General features: G+C 64.4%; 20 protein-coding genes. 5 read left to right on the top strand and 15 right to left on the bottom strand.

Translation table 11 applies throughout. The annotated features are described in order from the left end of the window. Positions 1–13: 13 nt before the first annotated feature. On the bottom strand, positions 14–1,168 hold the full coding sequence (locus JJC00_RS37010) for an iron-containing alcohol dehydrogenase (protein ID WP_200470635.1): 1,155 nt from the start codon (positions 1,166–1,168) through the stop codon (positions 14–16). Positions 1,169–1,511: 343 nt separating this feature from the next. On the opposite strand from JJC00_RS37010, the gene JJC00_RS37005 reads away from it, so the two are divergent. The 3 genes from JJC00_RS37005 to JJC00_RS36995 all read left to right on the top strand — a co-directional run bounded on the left by JJC00_RS37005 (position 1,512) and on the right by JJC00_RS36995 (position 7,262). Then, complete coding sequence (locus tag JJC00_RS37005) at positions 1,512–2,741, top strand: efflux RND transporter periplasmic adaptor subunit (protein ID WP_200470634.1); 1,230 nt, start codon at positions 1,512–1,514, stop codon at positions 2,739–2,741. Beyond that, positions 2,738–5,896: an efflux RND transporter permease subunit gene (locus tag JJC00_RS37000; RefSeq protein WP_200470633.1), complete on the top strand. Its 3,159-nt coding sequence runs from the start codon at positions 2,738–2,740 to the stop codon at positions 5,894–5,896. Before JJC00_RS37005 ends, JJC00_RS37000 begins: the two co-directional genes overlap by 4 nt. Positions 5,897–6,071: 175 nt before the next feature. Next, positions 6,072–7,262 carry an ABC transporter substrate-binding protein gene (locus tag JJC00_RS36995; protein WP_200470632.1) on the top strand — a complete coding sequence of 397 codons (1,191 nt, stop codon included), beginning with the start codon at positions 6,072–6,074 and terminating at the stop codon, positions 7,260–7,262. A gap of 94 nt (positions 7,263–7,356) precedes the next feature. On the opposite strand, the gene JJC00_RS36990 is transcribed toward JJC00_RS36995, so the two are convergent. From JJC00_RS36990 to JJC00_RS36975, 4 genes are read right to left on the bottom strand one after another with little or no spacing between them, the layout of a single operon-like run. Next, entirely contained in the window at positions 7,357–7,743 is a 387-nt protein-coding gene (locus tag JJC00_RS36990; protein WP_200470631.1) for an MAPEG family protein, read from the bottom strand. 27 nt (positions 7,744–7,770) lie between these two features. Beyond that, a complete protein-coding gene (locus tag JJC00_RS36985; protein ID WP_200470630.1) occupies positions 7,771–8,853 on the bottom strand; it encodes a lipocalin-like domain-containing protein in 1,083 nt (360 codons plus the stop codon). Then, entirely contained in the window at positions 8,843–11,305 is a 2,463-nt protein-coding gene (locus tag JJC00_RS36980; protein WP_200470629.1) for an ABC transporter permease, read from the bottom strand. Before JJC00_RS36980 ends, JJC00_RS36985 begins: the two co-directional genes overlap by 11 nt. Continuing rightward, complete coding sequence (locus JJC00_RS36975) at positions 11,302–11,955, bottom strand: ABC transporter ATP-binding protein (RefSeq protein ID WP_200470628.1); 654 nt, start codon at positions 11,953–11,955, stop codon at positions 11,302–11,304. The genes JJC00_RS36980 and JJC00_RS36975 overlap by 4 nt, the downstream gene beginning before the upstream one ends. 142 nt (positions 11,956–12,097) lie before the next feature. On the opposite strand from JJC00_RS36975, the gene JJC00_RS36970 reads away from it, so the two are divergent. After that, positions 12,098–13,435, top strand: coding sequence for an MFS transporter (locus tag JJC00_RS36970; protein WP_200470627.1), 1,338 nt, complete (start codon positions 12,098–12,100; stop codon positions 13,433–13,435). A gap of 54 nt (positions 13,436–13,489) precedes the next feature. Here the strand turns inward: JJC00_RS36970 and JJC00_RS36965 are convergent, their stop codons facing one another. From JJC00_RS36965 to soxX, 10 genes are all read right to left on the bottom strand, one after another. Next, entirely contained in the window at positions 13,490–14,698 is a 1,209-nt protein-coding gene (locus JJC00_RS36965) for an MFS transporter (RefSeq protein WP_200470626.1), read from the bottom strand. 171 nt (positions 14,699–14,869) lie between these two features. Then, the gene (locus JJC00_RS36960) at positions 14,870–15,037 is read right to left on the bottom strand and encodes a hypothetical protein (protein WP_200470625.1); all 168 of its coding nucleotides are present in this window, start codon (positions 15,035–15,037) and stop codon (positions 14,870–14,872) included. An 89-nt stretch (positions 15,038–15,126) separates the two neighbouring features. Beyond that, complete coding sequence (locus JJC00_RS36955) at positions 15,127–16,167, bottom strand: MBL fold metallo-hydrolase (protein WP_200470624.1); 1,041 nt, start codon at positions 16,165–16,167, stop codon at positions 15,127–15,129. 225 nt (positions 16,168–16,392) lie between these two features. Then, positions 16,393–16,851 (bottom strand): hypothetical protein, encoded by a 459-nt coding sequence (locus JJC00_RS36950; protein ID WP_200470623.1) that lies wholly within the window; start codon positions 16,849–16,851, stop codon positions 16,393–16,395. Positions 16,852–16,853: 2 nt separating this feature from the next. Continuing rightward, positions 16,854–18,599 (bottom strand): thiosulfohydrolase SoxB, encoded by a 1,746-nt coding sequence (soxB, locus tag JJC00_RS36945; RefSeq protein WP_200470622.1) that lies wholly within the window; start codon positions 18,597–18,599, stop codon positions 16,854–16,856. Positions 18,600–18,654: 55 nt separating this feature from the next. After that, positions 18,655–18,960, bottom strand: a complete 306-nt coding sequence (locus tag JJC00_RS36940) for a hypothetical protein (RefSeq protein WP_200470621.1) — start codon at positions 18,958–18,960, stop codon at positions 18,655–18,657. Beyond that, entirely contained in the window at positions 18,957–19,820 is an 864-nt protein-coding gene (gene soxA, locus JJC00_RS36935; protein WP_200470620.1) for a sulfur oxidation c-type cytochrome SoxA, read from the bottom strand. Before soxA ends, JJC00_RS36940 begins: the two co-directional genes overlap by 4 nt. Then, a complete protein-coding gene (soxZ, locus tag JJC00_RS36930) occupies positions 19,820–20,131 on the bottom strand; it encodes a thiosulfate oxidation carrier complex protein SoxZ (protein WP_200470619.1) in 312 nt (103 codons plus the stop codon). The genes soxA and soxZ overlap by 1 nt, the downstream gene beginning before the upstream one ends. Positions 20,132–20,141: 10 nt before the next feature. Then, positions 20,142–20,627 (bottom strand): thiosulfate oxidation carrier protein SoxY, encoded by a 486-nt coding sequence (gene soxY, locus JJC00_RS36925; protein ID WP_200470618.1) that lies wholly within the window; start codon positions 20,625–20,627, stop codon positions 20,142–20,144. 22 nt (positions 20,628–20,649) lie between these two features. Continuing rightward, positions 20,650–21,006: a sulfur oxidation c-type cytochrome SoxX gene (gene soxX, locus JJC00_RS36920; protein WP_200470617.1), complete on the bottom strand. Its 357-nt coding sequence runs from the start codon at positions 21,004–21,006 to the stop codon at positions 20,650–20,652. Between the two features lie 237 nt (positions 21,007–21,243). On the opposite strand from soxX, the gene JJC00_RS36915 reads away from it, so the two are divergent. After that, positions 21,244–21,918 (top strand): DUF938 domain-containing protein, encoded by a 675-nt coding sequence (locus JJC00_RS36915; protein WP_200470616.1) that lies wholly within the window; start codon positions 21,244–21,246, stop codon positions 21,916–21,918. The last annotated feature ends 7 nt before the right edge of the window (positions 21,919–21,925 follow it).

Genomic DNA, 21,925 nt, shown 5'->3' with positions numbered 1-21,925 from the left:
TCCGGGCTTAGAATCATGCGGCGAGAAGCAGGATTTCTCGCACTTGCGCCGGGCTCTCGATCTTGCGCGGGTTACGCGGGATCCAGTTCGTGCGCATTGCCTGTTCGGCGATAGCGTCGAAATGTTCCGGCGAGACGCGGGCATCGGCGAGGCTGCGCGGCATGCCGAGCGAGCGGATAAAGGCATCGAGCACGTCGGCGGCATCGTGGCCGGGAAAACCCATGGCGGCGGCGACGATCATCTGGCGTTCGGCATTGGCGCTCGCATTCCAGCGCATCACCGCCGGCAGCATGATGCAGGAGGTGTAGCCGTGCGGCACGTCGAAGGCCGCACCCAGCACATAGCCGATGCCGTGGCTCGCCCCCATCGGCACGCCGGCCGCAAGCGCGCCCATCGACAGCCAGGTGCCGATCTGTGCATCCATTCGCGCATCGAGATCGGCAGGGCCGGCCTTCACCCGCGGCAGCGCGTCGGCGAGCATGGCGAGGCCCTTCACCGATTGCGCGTCGGCATAAGGGTGCGTTTCGCGCGAGCAGATCGCCTCGACGCAATGGTCGATGGCGCGGACGCCGGTGGAGAGAAACAGCCATTCCGGCGTGTGCACGGTGATGGCGGGATCGAGGATGGTCGCGCGCGGCACGGTGAGCGGATGCCGCAGCATCTGCTTCACATGCGTGCTGCGGTCGGTGACGCCTGCGATGGATGAGAACTCGCCGCCGGCAATCGTGGTCGGCACGCTGATCTGGCGCACCGTCGGCGCGGTCATCTCCGGCGCGACGCCTTTGTGCACGCGGATGCGGTCGATGCCGCCGATTTCGTCGATGCCATTGGCGAGGCAAAGCTGCACCGCCTTGGCGCCGTCGGTGATCGAGCCGCCGCCCACGGTGACGATCAAATCGGCGCGGGCCTCGCGGGCGGCATTGGTGGCAGCGATCACCGCCTCGCGCGGCGTGTGCGCGGGCATCGCATCGAACAGGCCGCCGCGGCGCGGACCCAGCGCTTGTACGATCTTCGCGATTTCGTCCGTCTGCCGGTTGAGTGTGCCCGAGACCATCAGGAAGGCGCGGCGCGTCCCCAGCCGGTCCATCTGCGCAACAATGGCCTCAGCCGCCGGATGGCCGAACACGACCTCCTCGATCGCGCCGTAAACGACACGTCCCTGATGCACGCCTGTCCTCCCGGACAATTCGTCTTGTTTTTGTAAGGGGTAGTCTAGCCGAGCTCGCCCCGCCCGTCATGCGCGAAGACGCTGGCTGTACTTACCTTCCCCTGGGGGGAGCCCCTCCAGGGGAGGGTGGCGAGCGCCGCTCCTTCATCGCCAAGCTTCGACGTGCACTAAGCCCTGCGAGCGTCTGGCACTCCCGCCCTGTCAACCCGCCATCCGGCCAGGGCATTCCCTGAACACCGCGCGCGCTTTGGTCTTGAAGAGTTCATCTTCTCAACCCATCTTGTGGCGCCCGCGGGTACGGGCGTACCCTGCTATTTCCGCGGCTTTTATGCGAGGACCTGGGATGACTGGACCGGACGGAAGCGAGCAATTTGTCAAAACGCACGATTTCGTTCAGCCCCGGCCTTACGCCATAGCCGGCCTTCTCGCAGCCGCGTTCGCGCTCACCGGTTGCGGACAACCGGCCTCGCAAGCGGCAGCACCGCCGCCTCCCCCGGTGACCGTTGCGCAGCCGGTCAAGCGCACCGTCACCGATTGGGACGAGTACACCGGCCGGTTCGAGGCGGTCGAGGAGGTGCAGGTGCGGCCCCGCGTCGGCGGCTTCGTCAACTCGGTCGAGTTCCAGGACGGTGCGATCGTGCACGCCGGGGATCTCCTCTACGTCATCGACCCACGCCCGTTCGAGGCCGTGGCCGAGCAGGCGGACGGTCAGCTCTCCGATGCGCGCGCCAAGGTGGAGCTCGCCAAGCGCGAGCTCGACCGCGGCCTGAACCTGGTGCAGACCAGCGCGGTGTCCGAGCAGGTCGTCGACCAGCGCCGCCAGGCCTTGCAGGCCGCGCACGCCGCCGAGACCCAAGCCGAGGGGGCACTGAAGGCCGCCCGGCTCAACATCGAGTTCACCCATGTCACCGCGCCGCTCACCGGCCGCGTCAGCCGCCATCTCGTCAGCCCCGGCAATCTGGTGCAAGGCAGCGACACCGGCACCTCGACCCTGTTGACCTCGATCGTCGCGCTCGACCCGATCTACGTCTATTTCGACATGGATGAGACGACCTTCATCAAATACAGCAAGCTCTGGTTCGAGGGTAAGCGCCCGAGCTCGCGCGACACCGCGAACCCGGTGCAGGTGACGCTGGCCGGCGAGACCAAGCCGTCGCATGACGGCGCCATCAACTTCCTCGACAACCGCCTCGATGTTTCCACCGGCACGCTGCGCAGCCGCGCCGTGGTCAAGAACACTGATCTGTCGATCCTGCCCGGCCAGTTCGGCCGCGTCCGCCTGATCGGCAGCGCGCCGTACGAGGCGCTCTTGGTTCCCGACGTTGCCGTCGCGACCGACCAGTCCCGCAAGATCGTGTTCGTGGTGAAGCCGGATGACACCGTCGAGGCGCGTCCCGTGGTGCCGGGGCCGCTCGATGACGGCCTGCGCGTGATCCGCGAGGGGCTGACGGCGGAGGACCGCGTCATCGTCAACGGCATCCAGCGCGCCCGCGTCGGCGCCAAGGTCGCCCCGTCTCCTGCTCAAGCGCCGGCCGGTGCCAAGGCTGGTACCAAGGCTGGTGACAAGTCATGAATCTTGGCCGTCTCTCCATCAACCAGCCCATCCTGGCGATGGTGCTGTCGATCGTGCTCCTGATCGTCGGTGCGCTCGCCTACTCGACGCTGCCGATCTCCGAATATCCGCAAGTGGTGCCGCCGACCGTCGTCGTCACCACGCAATATCCGGGCGCCTCGGCGCAAACCGTGTCCGACACCGTGGCCGCTCCGATCGAGCAGCAGATCAACGGCGTCGAGGACATGCTGTATCTCTACAGCCAGGCGACCTCGAACGGCCAGCTCACCATCACCGTCACCTTCAAGCTGGGCACCGATCTCGACAAGGCCCAGGTACTGGTCCAGAACCGCGTCGCGATCGCGCAGCCGCAACTGCCGGACGAGGTGCAGCGCAACGGCGTCGTCACCCGCAAGAACTCGCCCGACATTTTGATGGTCGTGTTCATGCTGTCGCCCGACGACACGTTCGACCAGCTCTACATCTCCAACTACGCGCTGCTCCAGGTCCGCGACCAGCTGTTGCGCATCGACGGCGTCGGCGACATCCAGATCTTCGGCGCGCGCGACTATTCGATGCGGCTCTGGCTCGATCCTGACCGCATCGCCAATCTCGGCCTGACCTCGACCGAGGTGCTGGCCGCGATCCGTGCGCAAAACGTGCAGATCGCGGGCGGCCAGCTCGCCGAGCCGCCGATCGCCGATCGCGCCTTTCAGCCGAACCTGGTTTTCACAGGGCGGTTGAAAGACCAGAGGCAGTTCGAGGACATCCTGATCAAGGCCGGCTCCGACGGCCGCACGGTGCGGCTGCGCGACGTCGCGCGCATCGAGCTCGGCGCGCTGGCCTACTCCACCAACAGCTTCCTGCTGCGCAAATCCGCGGTCGCCATGCTGGTGACGCAGCGGCCGGGATCGAATGCGCTCGCGACGGCGAAAAACATCTCCGACACCATGACGAAGCTCAAGGAGAGCTTTCCGAAGGGGCTTGACTACAATATCGGCTACAACCCGACCGAGTTCATCGCGCAGTCCGTTCACGAGCTGATCAAGACCATCTACGAGGCCATGCTGCTCGTGGTGATCGTGGTGCTGGTGTTCCTGCAGGGCTGGCGGCCGGCGATCATTCCGATCATCGCGATTCCGGTGTCGCTGGTCGGCACCTTTGCGGTGATGGCGGCGCTCGGCTTCTCCATCAACAATCTCACGCTGTTCGGGCTGGTGCTTGCCGTCGGCATCGTGGTCGACGACGCCATCGTCGTGGTCGAGAATGTCGAGCGGCATCTCGAGCACGGCCTCAGCCGGCGCGATGCGGCACTGAAGACGATGGAGGAGGTCGGCGGCGCGCTGGTCTCGATCGCGCTGGTGCTGTGTGCGGTATTCGTGCCGACGGCGTTCCTCGGCGGCATATCCGGGCAGTTCTTCCAGCAATTCGCTGTTACGATCGCGGTTGCGACCGCGATCTCCTGCTTCTGCTCGCTCACGCTGTCGCCGGCGCTGGCCTCGCAGATACTCGTCCCTCATGAGGAGAAGCGGCCGCCCGCCGCCTGGAATCTGATCGCACGGGCGTGGGGTGCCTTCACCGGCGCCTTCAATCGCGTGTTCGACCGGCTGGCGCACGGCTATGCCGGTGCCGCCAATTTTGTGATCCGGCACTCTGTAGTGATGCTGCTGATCTATGTTGTGCTGATCGGCAGCGCCGGCTGGCTGATCGGGACCACGTCGCAGGGCTTCATTCCGGCGCAGGATCGCGGCTACGTCATCATATCTGTGCAATTGCCGGGCGCGGCATCGCTGGCGCGCACCACCGAGGTCGTGCGCGAGATCGAGCGGATATCGCTGGATACGCCAGGCATCATCCGCGTCGCTGCCTTCGCCGGCTTCTCAGGTGCCACACGCACCCAGGCCGGGAATGCGGCGGCGCTGTTCCCGGTGTTCGACGAGCCTGAAGTCCGGCTGAAGAAGGGGCTGACCGCGAATGCCATCACCGCGGAGCTGCGCAAGCGGTTGTTGGCAATCCAGGGTGCTTTCATCATCGTCATCCCGCCACCGGCCGTGCCCGGCATCGGCACCGGTGGTGGCTTCACCATCCGCATCCAGGATCGCCAAGGCCGCGGGCCGGAGCTGCTGGCATCGGCGACCGACGAGCTCGTCGCGGCTGCGCGAAAATCGCCGAGCCTCACTTCGGTGTTCTCGCCGTTCTCAGCCAACACGCCGCAGCTCTTCGTCGATATCGACCGCACCAAGGCGCAGAAGCTCGGCGTGCCCATCGCCAACATCAACGACACGATCCAGACCTATTTCGGATCGACCTATGTCAACGACCTCAACCTGTTCGGTCGCACTTATCACGTCACCGCGCAGGCCGATTTCCCGTTCCGCAAAGAGCCGAGCGATCTGGCGCGGCTGCGCACGCGCAACGCCTCCGGCGACATGGTGATGCTCGGCAGCGTGGTCGACTTCAAGGACGTCTCCGGCCCCGACCGCGTCGCGCGCTACAATCTCTACGCCGCGTCCGAGCTTCAGGGTGAGCCGGCGCCGGGCACGAGCTCGACCACCGCCCTTAATACTATCAAGAAGCTCGCCGACGACACCCTGCCGAGCGGCTTCACGTTCGAATGGACTGATCTGTCCTATCAGCAGGTCACCGGCGGCAATGCCGGCCTCTACGTGTTCCCGATCTGCGTGCTGTTCGTCTATCTCGTGCTTGCGGCGCAATATGGCAGCTGGACGCTGCCGTTCGCGGTGATCCTGATCGTGCCGATGTGCCTGCTCGCCGCCACCATCGGCGTCCGCATCATGGGGCAGGATGTCAACATCCTCACCCAGATCGGCTTTGTCGTGCTGGTGGGGTTAGCGGCGAAAAACGCGATCCTGATCGTGGAGTTCGCGCGCGACATCGAGAAGGAAGGCAAGCCACGTCTGGAGGCCGTGATCGAGGCCTGCCGGTTGCGACTGCGACCGATCCTGATGACGTCCTTCGCCTTTATCCTCGGCGTGCTGCCGCTGGTGATCTCGTCCGGCTCAGGCTCCGAGATGCGTCAAGCCGTCGGCGTCGCCGTGTTCTTCGGCATGATCGGCGTCACGCTGTTCGGCCTGCTGTTCACGCCGATCTTCTATGTGGTGGTGCGGAACCTGGCGGAAGGACGGAACGAGAAGAAGCCGCAGGGGGTGGCTTAACGCCGCCCCAGCGTCGTCCTGGCTCGGCGCTCCGCTTCGCTGCGCTTGTCCAGGACGACGGTTTTTGAGGCACGGCCCGCCATACTAACGGTCTACGCAAAATCGATGGGCACGCGCGCCGTTCTTCACTAGTATCCGCGCGATTTCAAAACAGAACACTGCTGGGAGTTAAAAGATGAAATCAGCACTTTTGGCCGCTGTCGCAACGTCGGCTTTGTTGCTGGCCGCGCCGGCCTCCGCGCAAGGCGTCAAAATCGGTATCCTGAACGATCAGTCCGGCGTCTATGCCGATTACGGCGGAAAATATTCGGTCGAAGCGGCCAAGATGGCGATCGAGGATTTCGGCGGCGAGGTGCTCGGCCAGAAGATCGAGATGATCACCGCCGATCACCAGAACAAGCCCGATCTCGCCACCTCCATCGCGCGGCGCTGGTATGACGCCGACAATGTCGACATGATCACCGAGCTGACGACGTCGTCGGTAGCGCTCGCCGTACAGGACCTGTCGAAGGAAAAGAAGAAGATCGACATCGTGGTCGGTGCGGCCACGTCGAGCATCACCGGTTCTGCGTGCTCGCCCTATGGCTTTCACTGGGCGTTCGACACCCACGCGCTCGCGGTCGGCACCGGCGGTGCGTTGACCAAGGCCGGCGGCGACAGCTGGTTTTTCCTCACCGCCGACTATGCGTTCGGCTACGCGCTCGAGAAAGACACCAGCGAGATCGTCACGCACAGCGGCGGCAAGGTGCTCGGTTCGGTTCGCGTTCCCCTCAACTCGTCGGACTTCTCCTCCTTCCTGCTCCAGGCGCAGAGCTCGAAGGCAAAGATCGTCGGCCTCGCCAATGCCGGCCAGGACACCACCAACTCGATCAAGCAGGCCGCGGAATTCGGCATCGTCCAGGGTGGCCAGAAGCTCGCCGGCCTTCTGATGACAATCGCTGAGGTGAACGGTCTGGGACTTCCGGCCGCGCAGGGCCTGGTGCTGACCGAAGGCTTCTATTGGGATCAGAACGACACCACGCGCGCCTTCTCCGAGCGCTTCTTCAAGCGCACCGGGCGGATGCCGAGCATGATCCACGCCGGCACCTACTCGGCGACGCTGAGTTATCTCAAGGCGGTGAAGGCCGCCGGCACCAAGGACGCCGAAGCCGTTTCCAAGAAGCTGAAGGAGCTACCGGTCGACGACGCCTTCGCCAAGGGCAAGGTGCTCGAGAACGGCCGCATGGTCCACGACATGTATCTGTTCGAGGTCAAGAAGCCCTCGGAATCGAAGAAGCCGTGGGACTACTACAAGCAGCTTGCCGTGGTGCCCGGCGACCAGGCCTTCTTCACCGCCAAGGAAAGCGGCTGCCCGCTGACGAAGTAGGGCGTAGCGTCATTCCGGGGCGATGCGAAGCATCGAACCCGGAATCTCGAGATTCCGGGTTCGCCGCTCCGGAATGACGGCTGAGAAATCCCTCTCACACCAACCTTAACACCACCGCCCCCAGCGCCCCCGCCCACAGCGCAATCGCCGCAATCGCCTGGATCGCAAATCCGGGGCCGCGCTTGGCGGCGGCCTGCGAATAGCCGATGAAATAGACGATGCGGCCGATGATCCAGACTGCACCGATGCCGGCCGCGATGGCGTCGCTGATATAGCTCGCGAACAGCCAGAGCGACGGCAGGAAGATCGGCATCCATTCCAGCGTGTTCATCTGGATGCGGAAGGCGCGCTCGAAATCCGGATGGCCCGACATCGCCGGCACCTTGACGCCGGTCTTGGTCCGCGACCGCGAGACGTTGATGCAGGTAAAGAAATAAAATGCAAGCGCCAGCAACGTGACGAGAGCGGTGAGGTAGTACATCGCTGATTCCTTCGAGCAGGTCGCGCTTCAATAGCCGGTCAGCTCGAGATAGCCAACACCGTCATGCGTGCCGGCAAAGCTGATCGGTCCCTCCCAATAGGAGAAGCCGGTCCCCATCCACGCCCGGGGATTGAGCGGCTTGCAGGAAATCGAGAACGAACGTGACGGGATCGCGATCTGCCATTCCACCGGCAGCTTGCGGCCCGCAACCTCGGCCGTGGCCTTCGGACTCATCTGGATATCGCCGCTTGCAATCATCTGCGTCTCGCCTGCGGCGCTGATCCAGTTGCCGAACGGATAATCCTTGCCGTCCTTCTGGCGTAGCCGGTACAGCATCAGCTTGTCGCCGGAGGAAAGATGCAGCGACAGCCAGTCCCAGCCGGTCTGGTCGGCGTCGAGCGGCTGGCTGCTCCATTCCCGGTCCATCCAGGCCTGGCCGGATACATCGACCGACTTGTCGTCGATGGTGAGCGTGCCGCGCGCACGGTAGAACGGCTGGCTGTAATAGTAGGAGGCTTGTCCGCGCTCGGACTTGCGGCTGTAGCCGCCGTCGCCTTGCAAGACCACAGGGCGATCCGCATCAAGCGTGAGCGCGTAGCTGAAATCAGTGCCGGACGCTTTCAGCGTGACCGGCGACAGGGTGCGATCGTCGGTGCGCTCCGAACCCTTCATCTCCCAATCGTCGATCCAGGCCGCGAACAGCTTAGCCTCGACACCGGCCTGACCGATGCCGCCGCGTGAGAACAGCTCGTTGAAGCGGTGGGTATCTGCACACGTCACCGCGGCGTGCGCCATCCAGATTTGCTGATTGGCCCAGCCCGCGGCTTGCGGTCCCGGCTTTGCGGCCTGGCGAAACAGCGTCCATTGCAGCCCACATGCCGCACCACTGCTGTCGACGAGGTTCGCCGTCAGATACCACCACTCGATGCGAAAATCCGGATGGGGCCCGTGATCAGCGGGAAAGGTAAACACCTTTCCAGGCGTCACCTTCGCAAAGCCGTCGGCGCCCTCGCCGAGCCCGGCATAGCCTTGCGCGCTGGCGCGGCGCGAGAGCGCGAGCGCGGCGATACTGCCGGCGAAGGCGCGTCGCGAGAGTTTGTCAGCGCTCATTGGCAAACACCTTGACGAGGCTCGCCGGCTGCATCCGCGCCAATCGCAACACGGGCAACAGCGCGGCCAGCAGCGAGGCGATCAGCGCGACGGCGACCAGCTCGACCAGTTGCAGCGGGAAGACATGGAACGGCAGCCGCCAGCCGAACGCCTTCACATTCACGATCGCGATCAGGCACCACGCCACCAGCAGCCCGAGCGGAACCGCCAGCAGCGAGGTGAACAGCGCAACAGACAGCGTCTTGGTCAGCTCGATCGCGGCAAGGCGCGGCCGGGTGATACCGATCGCCCAGAGCGGCGCAAGCTGCGGCAGGCGGGAGTTCGCCAGCGTCAACAGGCTGGTCAGCAGTGCGATGCCGGCGACGCCGAGCGTGAAGGCATTCAGCGCCGACGTCACCGCAAAGGTGTGATTGAAGATGCGGATGGATTCCGCCTTCACCGTCGCCTGATCGGCCACGGCGCGGTCATCGAGCGCGAACTGCTTCTGCAGTGCTGCGATCAAGCCGGGGATCTTGTCGCGCGGCACGATCAGTCCGATCCGCGTCTGCGGCGTTTGTGGAAACTGCCGGATCAGCGCAGCGACGTTCACCGCGAGCTGCCCCTTGGGGTTGCCGTAATCGGCATAGATGCCGACGATGTCGAGCTCCCAGGCTCCGCCCGGCGCCGGCACCTCGATGACATCGCCGACGCGGACGTTGAGGCGGCGACTCAGTTGCTCGCTGATGAAGGCGGCGTTGCCCGGCACCAGTTGGGACCAGGCGCGCGTCGCGGTTTCCAGCAGCGGCCAGCGCTCGCGATAGAGCGCGTGATCGGGCAGGCCGAGCAACTCCACCGGCTGGCCCTGCACTTGCGTCTCTGCGCGTCCGCCCGACAGGATCGCTTGCACCTCGCTGCGGTCCTTCAGCCAGTTGCGGATCGCGATCGCTTGCACATTGTCGGCGGCGCTGATGTAGACGTCGGCGGCCAACCGTCCATCAAGCCAGCCGATGAAAGTGCGGCTGAAGGTTTCCACCATGGTGGAGACCCCGACATTGACGGCCAGCGCGAGCAACAGCGCCATCAGCGCCAGCGACAAGCCGGAGAGCTGCTGGCGGCTGTCCGCCCAGAACCACAGCGCCAGCGGCCGGCGCGCTAAGCGCTGGCCCGCGAGCAGGAGGATATCGAGGAAGGCCGGCAGGATCAGCGCCGCGCCGAGCATCAGCGCCGCCAGCAGGCCAAATCCCGCGATCAGCGATTGGCCGTAGTCCAGCAACAACAATGCGACCGCGAACACGGCGCAGGCCGCAACGCTTTGCAGGATCAGCCAGCGGCGCTGCCGCTGCTGCCAGGCCTGCGGCTGCGCAGTCGCGAGCACCGGCATCCTGATCGCCTTGATCAGGCTGGTCGCCGCTGCCACAATCGCACCGGCAACGCTGATGCCGATGCCGGCGAGCCACCATTCAGGTCTAAGCGTGAGCTGCCCCGGAATCTGCGCGCCATAGAGCCCGCGCAGCGAGGCCGCTACATCGGGCAACAGCGTCGCCGCGATGACATAGCCGCAGACGAGCCCGATCAGGCCGGCGATCAGCGCCAGCGCCACCAGCTCGATCACCAGCACGCTGTTGACCAGCCGTGCCGAGGCACCGCAGGCGCGCAAGGTGCGCAGCATCGGCAGCCGCTGCTCGAAGGCGAGGCCGACGGCCGAATTGACGATGAAGAGGCCGACGAAGAACGACAGCAGGCCGAAGGCGGTGAGGTTGAGATGGAAGCTGTCGGTCAGCCGTTCCAGCTCGGTCTCTGCGGTCGGCTCTATCCGCTGCAATTGGTCGCCGACGACGCTCTGCAGTGGCGCCGGCTTGCCCTTCGCCTTGCCGATCAGCAGGCGCGACAGCTGGTCCGGCTTGTTCAGCAGTCGCTGCGCCACGCCGATGTCGACCACCAGCACCTCGGGCACGAGCTGCGGCTGTACATGCAGCGGCGGTAGTTTTGCGCCGCTGCTGATCGAGGGCGTCGCACCGTCTTGTTCGCGCAAATCGTTCAGCGTCTCCTGCGCCACTAGCGTCTGGCCGGGCGCGGCAACAAAACTGCTTAAGTCTGCAGCACCGAGGCGCGGCGCGTTGCCGACATCGACCGGCAGCGTCACCGGCTCGATGCCGAGCAGCCGGATTGATCGTCCATTGATCTGGACCCGGCCTTCCAGCACCGGCGAGACCGGCCAGCCCGCGCGGCGGAGTTTTATGAACAGGTCTTGCGGGAAGGTCGCCGCATTGGGCGCCACCAGCGTGGCCGTGCGGACACCGCCAAACGTCGCCGCCGCGCGGTCATAGGCGCTACGGGCCTGCTGGTTGATCGCCTGCACCCCGCTCCACAGCGCGGTCGCCGCGATCAGCCCGATCAGAAGCGTCGCGAACTGCATCCGGTGCCGTCGCCAATGGCTGAGTAGCACCGCGAGCACCCACAGCGCGCGCCTCATGTGATCCGCCCTGCATGGAGGATGATGTGACGGTCGAGCGTGCCGGCCAGATGCAGGCTGTGCGTCACCATCAGGAAGCCGCAGCCGGTGCGCGCGACGAGGTCGCGCGTCAGCGCCAGCACATCGTCGGCGGTGGCTTCGTCCAGATTGCCGGTCGGCTCGTCCGCGAGCAGCAGCGATGGCTTGGTCGCCAGCGCCCGTCCGATCGCGACCCGCTGCTGTTGGCCGCCTGATAATTGCTCTGGATAGCGCTTGAGCAGGCCGCCGAGCCCGAGCCGTTCGGTCAACTCCTTGGTCCAGCCTGCATCATGCCGGCCGGCGATCCGCGCCTGGAAGGCGAGATTGTCGGCGACCGACAGGCTTGGGATCAGGTTGAACTGCTGAAAAACCAGGCCGATGCGGTCGCGCCGCAATTCGGCGCGGCCCGCGTCGGAGAGCTTCGTAACCTCGGTCTCTCCCAGCCGGATCGTGCCGCCATCGGCGGCATCGAGCCCGGCGACCAGGTGCAACAGCGTGCTCTTGCCGCTGCCGGATTCGCCGGTCAGCGCAACGCGCTCGCCGGCCTTCAGGTCGAAGTCGACGCCGCGCAGCACGTGGACCGGCTCGGCGGCCGAGGAGAAGGTCTTTGAGAGGTTTCGGATGCTCAGCAAGATCAATGCGCCGGACGGAATTTAACTTAATGCTGCGTAGCACACTTGTCGTGGAAATGCCGGGGTTGCGTTGCCGTTCAAGCCGTTGTTAGCTCCCAAGACGGCCAAATCAAAAGTGCCGAAAAGACATACGGGGAGAATGATGAGCGCTCAGGGAACGCCGTCCGCGGCGGCTAGGACGGCAGGGGCATCCAAGCAAACGCCGAGGGGCGCCTGGACCGTCACTTTTCTCCTCTTTCTCTTCATGGTGGTGAACTTCGCGGACAAGATCGTCGTCGGCCTCGCCGGCGTGCCGATCATGACCGATTTGAAGCTCGAGCCGGAGCAGTTCGGCCTGCTTGGCTCCTCGTTCTTCTTCCTGTTCTCGATCTCGGCCGTCGTGGTCGGCTTCATCGTCAACAAGGTGGCGACGCGCTGGGTGCTGCTGACGTTGGCGGTGATATGGGCGCTGGCGCAATTTCCGATGGTCGGCAGCGTCTCCTTCACCACGCTCTTGATCTGCCGCATCGTGCTCGGTGCCGGCGAGGGGCCAGCGGCGTCGGTCGCCACGCATGCCATCTACAAATGGTTCCCGGACGAGAAGCGCGCGCTGCCGACGGCGCTCCTGTTGCAGGGCTCGGCGTTCGGCGTCATCCTGGCCGTGCCGGCGCTCAACTGGGTCATCGTCAATCATTCCTGGCACTATGCCTTCGGCGCGCTCGGCGTCGTCGGCCTGATCTGGGTCTGTGCCTGGCTGGCGCTCGGGAAGGAAGGTCCGCTCGAGGACACGCGGGTCCTCGCGGCCACCGAGACGAAAATTCCCTACATTCAGCTTCTGACCTCGCGCACCTTCCTTGGCTGCGTGTTCGCAACCTTCGGCGCCTACTGGGCGCTGTCGCTCGGGCTCACCTGGTTCACGCCGTTCATCGTCAAGGGCCTCGGCTTCTCGCAGAGTGATGCGGGCTTCATCTCGATCCTGCCCTGGATGTTCGGCGCCTTCATCGTCATCCTCACCGGGTGGATCTCGCAGGTCATGATGGCGCGGCGTTCGACCACCCGTGTGGCCCGCGGCGTACTTGGCTCGGTGCCGCTGGTGATCGGCGGCCTCGTCCTCGCATTGATGCCGCACGTCCCGGGCGTGGGCCTGAAGATCGCGATGCTCGTGATTGGCCCGGGCCTGTGCAGCTCGATCTATGTGGTGTGCCCGCCGATGCTCGGCGAGTTCACTCCGGCCTCGCAACGCGGCGCGGTCCTCGCGATCTATGGCGCGCTCTATACGCTCTCGGGCATCATCGCACCGATGGTGATGGGCAGCGTGATCCAGCGCGCCGGCAGCATGCTCGACGGCTACATGACCGGCTTCACCATCAATGCTGCGGTGATGGTCAGCTCCGGCGTCATCGGCCTGCTGCTACTCTGGCCGAATACGGAAAAGGCCCGCCTGACGCGCGGTGCGGCTCCGCGGTCGGCTGAACTGAAGGGCGCGGTGTCGCCGACGTAAGCAGCAATCAGGGGACGACACCTTAGCTTTGTAGCTACGCCTTGAGCTTTGTAGCTATGCCTTGGCTTGCGGCTTCCGCTCGGTGAACGGCGACAGCACCACGGTCGCGACCATGAAGATCACGGAGGCGCCGAACACCCAGTGCGGCGCGCTCTGATCCATGATCCAGCCGAACAGCAGCGGGCTGACGATGCCGCCGAGATTGAAGCCGGTGGAGACGATGCCGAAGGCGCGACCGGCGGCGCCGGGAGGCGCTGCGTTGCGCACCAGCATGTCCCGCGACGGCGCGATCACGCCGGAGAGGAAGCCCGCGCTCGCCATCGTCGCGGTCAGGGCCCAGCCGGGCAGCGTGACCAGCGCGATCAGCAGCACGATGGCCGCATTCGCGGCAAAGCAGGCGGCGGCGACATAGCCGTGGCGCTCGGTGTGGTCGGCGAGGAAGCCGCCCGCGAGCACACCCGCGGCGCTGGAGCCAAGGAAGGCGGTCAGCGCGACGTTGGCGATGGAATAGGTTGCGCCGTAGCCGCTCATCAGTGCCACCACGCCGAAATTGTTGATGCCGGCAACCGACAGGCTGAGCAGCATGAACAGCGCGGTCAGCGTGATCAGCGCCGGCGTGATGACGGCCTGTTTCGGCAGCTTCGTATTGCCCGGCTTGACCTTGTGCGCGCCGGCATCGGGAATGTTCATGGCGACCAGCAGCAGCGCCACCAGCACGCCGATCGCGCCCGATGCGAGCAGCGCACCAACGCCGCCGGACACCGTGATCAGCGCGGCGACGATCGCCGGCGCAACGGCACCACCAAAATATCCGGCAAAGGTGTGGACCGAGAAGGCGCGGCCCATCCGCGCCTCATCCATATGCTCGGCCAGAATGGCGTAATCGGCGGGATGATAGACGCTGTTGGCAAGGCCAAGCAACACGGCGCAGGCGATCAGCGAGGCGTAGCTCAGATACAGGCCGAGCATGATCAGCGCGAGCCCGCCGAGCGTCAGTCCGCCGAGCAGGATTTTGCGCGCGCCAAAATGGTCGACGAGATAGCCGGTCGGTGCCTGCGTCAGCCCGGAGACAACGGCCGACACGGTCAGCGCGAAGCCGAGCTCGACATAGCCGACGCCGAGCTGGCTCTTGAGGAACGGGAACAGCATCGGCAGGACCAGCAGATGGAAATGGCTGACCCAATGCGCGATCGAAATCCCGGTCAGCGTGCGCAGCGCGCTGTCCGCCTTGCCTTGTTGCGGTGCGGCGAGAACGTCGACCATCGCAGTTCCGTTTCACTCCCTGGAGGCGCGCAAACTATCGGGGACAGCGGTTATTTGTCCATGAACGCAGGCGCATGGCAGGTAGTGCGGGTGACGCGTGATGCCTCCCCAACGTCGTCCCGGCCTTTCGCCAGGACGACAGCGGAGGACGAGGTCAGCGTCGCGTCCTTCTCACAACGGCTCGTCATCAGTCCCATAACGATCGCGCTTCGGCGTGGCGATGTCACCGTCTTCACAATCGTCGTCGACACCGCGCGGAGGCTTCGGCTTTTTCGCCTTGTCGGCCACCTGTTTCGGCGGCTCGCTGGGCTTGGCGGTCTTGTTCCCGATCTTGGCCATGGCTAATCCCGGATGGTGATGCGTCATCCGCTTCTAGACCGAAGATCTATGCGGTTCCTGACCTATCTCAAGGACCGGCAACGAAATCGTCAGATGTGCACCACCGGCCCGCCCGCCTTTTTCCAGGCGTCGATGCCGCCGGCGATGTGGGCGGTGTTGGAGAGGCCGGCCTCCTTGGCGGCGGCGACAGCCATCGCCGAGCGCTCGCCGAAGGCGCAGAAGAAAACCACGCGGCGCCCCGTCGCGGCGGCGACCTCGCGCAGCATGCCGCCGGGCTTGAGGCTCTCCTCGACGCTCGGATAGGGCGTGTGCAGTGCGCCTTCGAGCATGCCGTGCTTCATCCGTTCATTGGTCTCGCGCAGATCGACCAGCAGAATATCGGGCCGGCCGAGCGAGCGGATTGCCTCGACCGCGCTAAGCGCGCGGCCCTCCTTCTCCAGTTCCTCCTGATGCAGGCCGACCCGCATGTTGGCCGGCACCGCCACGTCCATCATCTTCGGATTGGGCAGCTTCAGGTTCGCCATCAGCTCGATATATTCGTCGACCGAGCGCACCTGCAGCCGCGGATTGTAGCGCTTCTCCTCGCCGATGGTGGAGACAGTGTCGCCCTTGTAGTCATGCGCCGGGAAGACCATCGTCTCATCCGGCAGCTTCAGCAGCCGATTGAAAATTGACTCGTACTGCGCGCGCGAAGAACCGTTCTGGAAATCGGTGCGGCCGGTACCGCGGATCAAAAGCGTATCGCCGGTGAAGACGCGGTCGCCCATCAGATAGGAATAGGAATCGTCGGTGTGGCCCGGCGTGTACATCACATCGAGCGAGAGACCTTCGATGGTCACCTTGTCGCCGTCGGCGACGCGCATCGCCACCACGTCGGCCTTGGTCTGGTCGCCCATCACCGTCATGCAATGGGTGCGATCGCGCAGCTCGCCGAGGCCTGTGACGTGGTCGGCATGCAGATGGGTGTCGACCGCCTTGACCAGCTTGAGGTCGAGCTCGCGGAGCAGCTGGCAATAGCGGTCGACCTTCTCCAGCACGGGATCAAGGATCAGCGCCTCGCCGCCGGGGCGGCTGGCAAGAACGTAGCTGTAGGTGCCCGAAACGCTGTCGAAGAGCTGGCGGAAGATCATGGCAGGACCCGGCGTGAATTGACTTCGAGGATTCTACTACGCCAGAGACTATAAGGAGAAGCAATCCACTGTGAAAACAAGAAAATTTAGAAGATTCTTATTGTTGGGTCAGCTGTCATTCCGGGGCGGCTCGTAGAGCCGAACCCGGAATCTCGAGATTCTCAGGTGCGCAAGGGCGCACCCTAGTTCGATGCTTCGCATCGCCCCGGAATGACGGCGATGGCCCTACGGCCTCACCAGCGTGTACCCATTCTCCGCCAGAAACAGGATCTGCCCAACACCCACCTGCACCGGCGTGGCCGCCGGAATGAACTCCGGCCGCTTGCCCGTCTCCCGCTCGATCGTGTCGACCGTGTTGAGGCAGACATCGAAACGCACGCCCTGCGCGATCAGGCTCTCGACCTGCTCGCGGCGCTCGCTGCCGGACAGCAGCAAATCGATGCCGGGGCCGAAGGCGACGACCTCCACGGCGATCTTGTCGGGGGCGTAGGCCTTCAGAAGATTGTTGGCGACGCTCAGCACCAGCGCCTGCTTCCTGGCATCGCCATCTGAGAGCTGCAGCACGATCTTGTGCTCGGCGAATGGCTTGTCCTGGAGCGGCACTTGCTGCGCAGAAGCCAACGTCGGCGCGACCAAGACGAGCTGCGCCAGCAGCATTGCGCGAAAGATTTGCAACCGCATCATCTCTATCCTGCGACGCCTGGATTGCCGTCGACGCCCTTCAGCGTGACGCCGGTGCCGAGCCGCTCCTGAAGCATCCGGCCCGAGCGCAGATATTTGCCGACGACGTCCCACACCGGCGCGCCCTGCTGGCCGTTGACCGAGGCCCAGCCCGCGACCTTGTAGTGCCTGACGGCGCTGAGCGCCTTGCCGTCGGCGAGCTTGAGCTCGGAGATGCGGCTGCCGATCGCGTTGGTAGGGCTGCAGGCGTAGCTGAGCCCGCCGGCGCGCACCATGTCGCCGCCCTGCTGGTAATAGGGATCGGCGTTGAAGAGATTGTCGCAGATGTCTTCCAGCACGTCCTTGATCTGACTGCCAGTCATCTCCTGCATATAGGTCTCGGGATAGGTGATCGCGGTCTCCGCGAGCACATCCTCCATGGTCAGCGGCTGGCCGGGCAACGCGGTGACGCCCCAGCGAAAGCCCGGCGACAGCGCGATCTCGGCGTCGAGCTCGGTGCGTAGCGCGGTGCAGATCAGCTCGTCGACGGGGCCGGCGAAATTGTCGCGGCGATAGAGCAGGCGGTCGGGCGTTGCGATCTTCTCCGACCAGTCGGTCACATGCGGCGCGCGCAGCTTTCCGATCAGCTCGGCCATTGCAGGATCGGGCTTCAGCAGCTCGGAATAGACCGGCAGCAGATGGTACCTGACGTCGCCGACCTTGCCCTTGTCGAGCGCGAGATCGAGCACGCCCAAAAACTTCCCGTTGGAGCCGGCATTGGTGACGAGCGTCGTACCGCCCGCGTTCTTCACGAGAATTGGCTGCGGCACGGCATCATGGGTGTGGCCGCCGAGAATGACATCGATGCCGGTGACGCGGGTTGCGAGCTTGAGGTCGACGTCCATGCCGTTGTGCGACAGCAGGATGACCGCATCGACCTTGTCGACGCCGCGCAACGCATCGACATGCTTCTGCAGCTCTTCCTCGCGAATGCCAAAGGTCCAGTCCGGCGTGAATCGCTTGGGATGCGCGATCGGCACGTAAGGAAAGGCCTGGCCGATGATTGCGACGCGATGGCCACCGAGCTCCTTGATGGTCGATGGCTTGAACACGCGCCCCGTCGCCTTGTCGAAGGCGAGGGCGTCGTTGAACGCGGCTTCCTCGGTCAGGAAGACGTTCTGCGCCAGAAACGCGCCCTTGAAGTGCTCGAGATTGTCACGCAGCGCCTGCTCGCCATAGGTGAACTCCCAATGCCCGGTCATCGCCTCGATACCGAGCAGATTGGCGACCTCCACCATGTCGCGACCCTGCATGATGTTGGCGAGGCCGGTGCCCTGCCAGAGGTCGCCGCCGTCGACCAGCATCGCATGCTTCTCGCCGACATCACTGCGCAGGCGGTCGATCAGCGTCTTCAGATGAGCGAAGCCGCCGAGCTTGCCGAAACGGCCGGCCGACTTCTCGAACTCGACAGAGGTGAAAGCATAGGCGTCGGCGCTGTCGGGCCGGATGCCAAAGTGCTCCAGGAAAGCGCGACCGACCAGATGCGGCGGCCGTCCAGCCATCTCGCCAATACCGATATTGACGCTGGGCTCGCGGACATAGACCGGATTGAGCTGCGCATGCGTGTCGGTGAGATGCAGGATCCGCGCGTTGCCGAAGCGCTCGATGTCGTAAATGCTCGCGGTTTCTGCGCCGCGCGCAAACCGTGGCAGCGCAAGCGATGCGGCAGCAACGGCTGAGCTCCTCAGGAAATCGCGGCGGCGGATCGCCATTTTCACATTCTCCGCGCCTCTTGACGGCAGTTCGACGGTTCCCACCAAGCTTACTTTAGCGGATTTCCATCGCCTTCCAGGCTTCTTTTTCAGAGGTCGCCTGGACAATCGATGCTTTCGCCAGTGCTTCAGCTTCCTTGGCTGCGGCCACGGCGCGGTCGAAATCGCCGCCATCGCCCGCCTTCTTGGCGGCCGCCAGCGTCGAGACGGTCGTGGTCCACTGGTTGCGCATGCCGGCTGCCTCCTTGGAGGCAGCCTCCGCGGCAGCATAGGCCGCCTTGTAGTCTGCCTCGGTCGCCGCGCGCGCCATCGGCGCGAAGCTCAGGGCCAGCAACATGGCGATAGGAAGTGACCGCTTCATGGCCGCGCTCCCGGTCCCGAAATCGGCAGGCCGTTGGCGACGTAGGAGAGGAAATATTCGACGTCGCGATATTCGTCTGCCTGCGGCTCCAGCGGAACCGCGCGGGTCTGGCTGTTGCAGGTGATGAAGCGGCGGCTGGTGGTGCCCATGCCACTCCATTCGGAGCGGTAGATCGGCAAGGCGTTCAGGATGCCGAGCGCCGGCGCCAGGACTTCCGCGCGGATGCGCTCGCCCGGGCTCTGCACATGGCAGCTCGCGCAGGAGAAATTCAGCTGGCCACGGCGGGTGTAGAAATAGCGCTTGCCGTTCTCGAACGCTTCCAGCGCGCTGGGATCATCGGGAATCTTGATGTCCATCGGCTTGCCGCGCGAGGTGAAGGCCATGTAGGCCGTGAGCGAGGCCATCTCGTCCTTGACGTAAGAGTAGGGCGCCTCGCCATTGGCCTCGCGGCAGCGGTTGAGCGCGAGTTCCAGCGTGACGACCTTGCCTTCCTTCGTATCGAAGTAAGGATAGTTCTGGCGGATGCCGATGCCGCCATTCGGGAAGCAATCGGCGTAGGTCTTGCCGTTCTTGAACGGCGTCGAAAACATCTCCTTGCCGGCATCGAGCGCAAACTCGTAAGGCGGAAACTCTTCCTTCTCCTGCCACTGCCGTTTCATGTCCTCGTTCATGGAATAGGGACCGTTGACGAAGTCCTCGTGCTTCACGTTCGGAAACTTCTGGAAAAAGAAGTTCTGGAACGCCTTGGCGTCAGCGACGGGATCGACCTTGTCGCCCGCGGCCACGCGCGGAGAGGTGAGCGTGAACGCGACCAGCGCGGCACTCAGCGAGCCAAGCAGGAGGGAGGTGCGGGCCTTCATCACGCGATCTTCGCCGTGGTCTCGTCGGACCCACCCTTGTTGTCGGTCCAGGAGATCTTCAAATCATCGCCCTTCTTGGCGCCCTTGAAGCTGAACTTGACGTAGGGGTCCTTGGAGATCGCGGTGCCCCAATTGGCGACGAAGACGTCCTTGCCGTTGCATGCGAACTTCAGTGCCTGGATGTAATGCGCAGGGATCAACTCGCCCTTGGCGTCCTTGACGAGGCCGGTATCCATGGGGTGCTGGATCAACGTCTGCACCTCGGTGATGTCGCCGTTGGATGTTGCGCGTACGCGAATGCTGGATGCCATCTTGATTCCCCTAGCCGCCGCAGCCGCCGACGGTGACCTTCACTTCCTTGGTCGCGCTGTAGAGCTTGCCGTCGGATTCCACGATTGCGGTCATGTTGCTGGTCTTCGCCATCTTCAGGCGGTTGGCGACAGCGGGGATCGTGCCGTCGGGAAACGTGTAGGACGCCGCCAGCGCGTTCGGGTTCTCGGCCACGAAGAACGAGATCGAGGTGACCTTGTCGAGCGTCGTCGCTACCGAGATCGGCACCACGCCGCCATTCTCGGCGATCTCGGGCGCGTCGAGCTTGATCTTGTCGGACGGCTCGGCGGTCCTGCCATAGAGCGCCTTGATCGCATCCGCTTCGTTCTTCAGCTTGAACGCCGCTTCCGGATATTTGTCATTGGCCGCGGCGCGCACGGGCGCAAATGGCAGATTGCCGAGGCCGATCAACGCGACCGACACCGCGCCCTGAAGGATCAGGCGCCGCGTCGGATGAGGGCCGGTATGTGTGGTCATCTCAGGTCTCCTGGGCCCACCGTTACAGCGTTTGCAGGAAATCAACGATCGCGCTGATCTCCTGGTCGGTCAAAAGCCGGTTGCGGCCGAACGGCGGCATCATGGTCTGCGGGTTGCGCTTGGTCTCGTCGAACAGGATCGCGACCAGCTCGTTGCGGTCGGGGTATTTTGCCTTGAGGTCCTTCAGCTCCGGTCCGATCGTGCCCGGCAAATCGCCGCCCTTGATGACGTGGCAGGTCAGGCAATTGCCCTTGCCGCGGTCGAAGGCAAGCTTTTGGCCCTCGGCGATCGTTGACTGTGCCCACGCCGGGGGCGCAGCGAGGCCCGTGAGGACGACCAGCGCGAGGAGCAGGGCGGGCTTGCGAGGAAAGGCGGTCAAGGCGTCGTTCCGAGGCTTAAGATGTCTGCAAAAGATGTCTGCAAAAGATGGTGTTCAAAAGCACAAAGGGCGTGCCCTGACAATCAAGACTATGCAGGGCGCAAAATGGCGTTAATATCTTCCGCATTGCAACTGAAAGGATAGATTGTTCATCAAGCCGGTCTTGTCAGGCACTTGTTTGGGGCGTTTGGCCCGTGTTGCGTTTTCGTCTGCTTTCTCGTTTTCCGGGGACATGAATTGGCTGAATATGTCGTTGAATTTGGCAAGGACGGCGGGAGGGTCGAATCTGACGGCCGTCTCGATGCGCCGGCCTTCCATCGCAATCACGAGCCGCTCTGGGCGGCGCTCGAAAAGCACCTCGCTGGGCGGTCGGGCGACGTGGTTGAGGTCGGCAGTGGAACCGGCCAGCATGTGGTCCATTTCGCCCGCCATACGCCCGATCTGGTCTGGTGGCCGAGCGACCTCAACCAACGCCATGTGAAGAGCATCGAGGCCTGGCGCGTGCATTCGGGCCTGACAAACATCCGCTCGCCGTTGCGGATCGATCTGTCCGATCCCGACTGGTGCCCGGCGATGAAGAGCGGGCAGGGGCCGAACAATCTCGCGGCCGTGTTCTGCGCCAATGTCATTCACATTGCGCCCTGGACCGTGGCCGAAGGCCTGTTCGCCGGCGCCGGCCGCTACTTGCGGTCCGACGGCCAGTTGTTCCTCTACGGCCCGTTCAAGCGCGATGGCAAGCACACCGCACTCAGCAACGCGGTGTTCGATACATCGCTGCGCGAAGGCAATCCCGATTGGGGCGTGCGCGACGTCGGCGACGTCGAGACACTGGCGCGCGGTGCGGGGCTTCGCCTCATCGATGCCATCGACATGCCCGCGAACAATCTGACGCTGGTGTTTGCGCGCGGCTGAGGCGCGA

Origin of the sequence: Bradyrhizobium diazoefficiens (genome assembly GCF_016616885.1) — a bacterium.
GTDB lineage: Bacteria > Pseudomonadota > Alphaproteobacteria > Rhizobiales > Xanthobacteraceae > Bradyrhizobium > Bradyrhizobium diazoefficiens_F.
The sequence above is the reverse complement of the archived record's forward strand: the minus strand, read 5'-3'. Positions and strand labels throughout refer to the sequence as shown.